General features: G+C 66.7%; 1 protein-coding gene. It reads left to right on the top strand.

Going from position 1 to position 1,858, the window contains the following annotated elements; genetic code table 11:
- The first annotated feature begins 135 nt into the window (after nucleotides 1-135).
- Complete coding sequence (locus ACFTR6_RS22055) at nucleotides 136-1,356, top strand: IS110 family transposase (RefSeq protein ID WP_377959479.1); 1,221 nt, start codon at nucleotides 136-138, stop codon at nucleotides 1,354-1,356.
- The last annotated feature ends 502 nt before the right edge of the window (nucleotides 1,357-1,858 follow it).

Here is a 1,858-nt window from a genome sequence, read left to right as displayed (position 1 = left end):
TCGCTGATATGAGTTGAGTTAGTCCTTCCCAAAACACTCCGGAGATGTCAGGACGGGATGCATCAGATTCTTTTGGGGATCTGGCGTTCTCTCGCGGCGATCCCCCCACAGAGTGTTTTGGAGGTGGCGCGGGTTATGTCTGTTGATTCAGTCCCGGTGGTGGATTTGCCTGTTGTGGTGGCCGTCGATGTGGGCAAGACGGTGGTCGCTTTGTCGGTTACGGATGCCGCCCGGCACCGTCTGCTGGGTCCGGTGGACTTTGAGATGACGGGCAGTGGCGTGAAGGGTGTCCTGGCGCTGATCAGAAATAGGCTGGCCGGGGCGGATGTTCCGGTGAGAGTCGGGATCGAGGCTGCTGGGCATTACCATCGGCCGCTGCTGACTCCATCCGTGTGGCCTGCAGGTTGGCAGGTGCTGGAACTGAATCCCGCGCATGTGGCCGAGCAGCGGAGGATCCAGGGACGGCGGCGGGTTAAAACCGATGCCCTGGATTTGGAGGCGATCACGGAGTTGGTGCTGGCCGGCCGCGGCATCCCTGTCACTGCCCATGAGGCCGTGATCGGTGAGCTGGGTGCATGGGCGGCGCATCGGACCCGCAGGATCCTGATGCGGACGGCGACGAAGAACCAGTTGCTGGGCCAGCTGGACCTGGCTTTCCCGGGGTTGACCCTGGCGTTGCCAGATGTCCTCGGCACCAAGGTAGGACGCCTCGTGGCGGTGGAATTCGCCGACCCGCGCCGGCTTGCAGTCCTGGGCGCCAGCCGCTTCATCCGGTTCGCCGCCCTCCGCGGGCTCCAGGTGCGCCGACCGCTGGCCGAGCGGCTGGTCAAGGCCGCCCGCGACGCACTGACCACCGTAGACGCACCGGTGGCCCGGCAGGTTCTGGCCGCCGATCTGGCGCTCCTGACAGAGCTCAGCGTGCAGATCGATGCGGCCGAGGCTGAGTTGGCGCGGCTGCTGCCGCTGAGCCCGTTCGCGACGCTCACCACGACCCCGGGCTGGGGCGTAGTCCGAGCTGCCAACTACGGGGCGGCGCTGGGCGACCCGCAGCGCTGGCCCGGGCCGTCACAAATCTACCGAGCGTCGGGACTGTCGCCGGCCCAGTATGAATCGGCAGGCAAACGGCGCGACGGATCCATCAGCCGGGAGGGCAGCGTGGCGTTGCGCCGGGCCTTGATCGACCTCGGCATCGGGCTCTGGTTCAATGACGCGCCCAGCCGCGCCTACGCGGCGACGCTCAAAACGCGGGGCAAGAAAGGCGGGGTGATCGCCTGCGCCTTGGCCAACAGGGCCACTCGGATCGCCTACGCCATGGTCCGGGACCAAACAGCCTACGACCCAGCCCACTGGGCGTGACCACCCGCAGGCTTTGCCGGTGATAGCGGCCCATCCCGCCGTCGGCGCAGGAAGTCCGTCAACGTGGAGCGCCCGCAGCGCAGCGAGGACGAACGACGTTGACAGCGACAAGCCGCGGCACACCATAGGGGCCCGGGCCGGAAAGCGCCCGTCGTTTCATCCGTGCAAGGAGGTGGAACATAAGCCCCTTCACAACCCTGGACCACGGTGAGACGCTGGAACCGACGAAGGGCCGGACCAGACGCCGCTTTCGCTATGGCGGACGCTCACGCGTTACGCCGCACCTAGCATGGCGCCCGGCCCTTCGCCGCGGCGCAGCCCGAACGACGCCAGATGACCCGGTCAACTGCCGAGGTCGGATAAGTCAGCGTGGGCGCGCCCCGGAACCCCTGCCGGCCTAGCCAATAACCGCCGCCACACACAAAGGTCCGCCCCACGCTTCCAGGAAGCGTGCACTGCCATGCCCCGAACATGTACTTGACAGGACCTATAGCCAGCTAGG

The organism is Arthrobacter sp. NPDC057009, from assembly GCF_042673905.1.
Taxonomy (GTDB): domain Bacteria; phylum Actinomycetota; class Actinomycetes; order Actinomycetales; family Micrococcaceae; genus Arthrobacter.
This window is presented reverse-complemented; position numbering and strand designations above follow the sequence as displayed.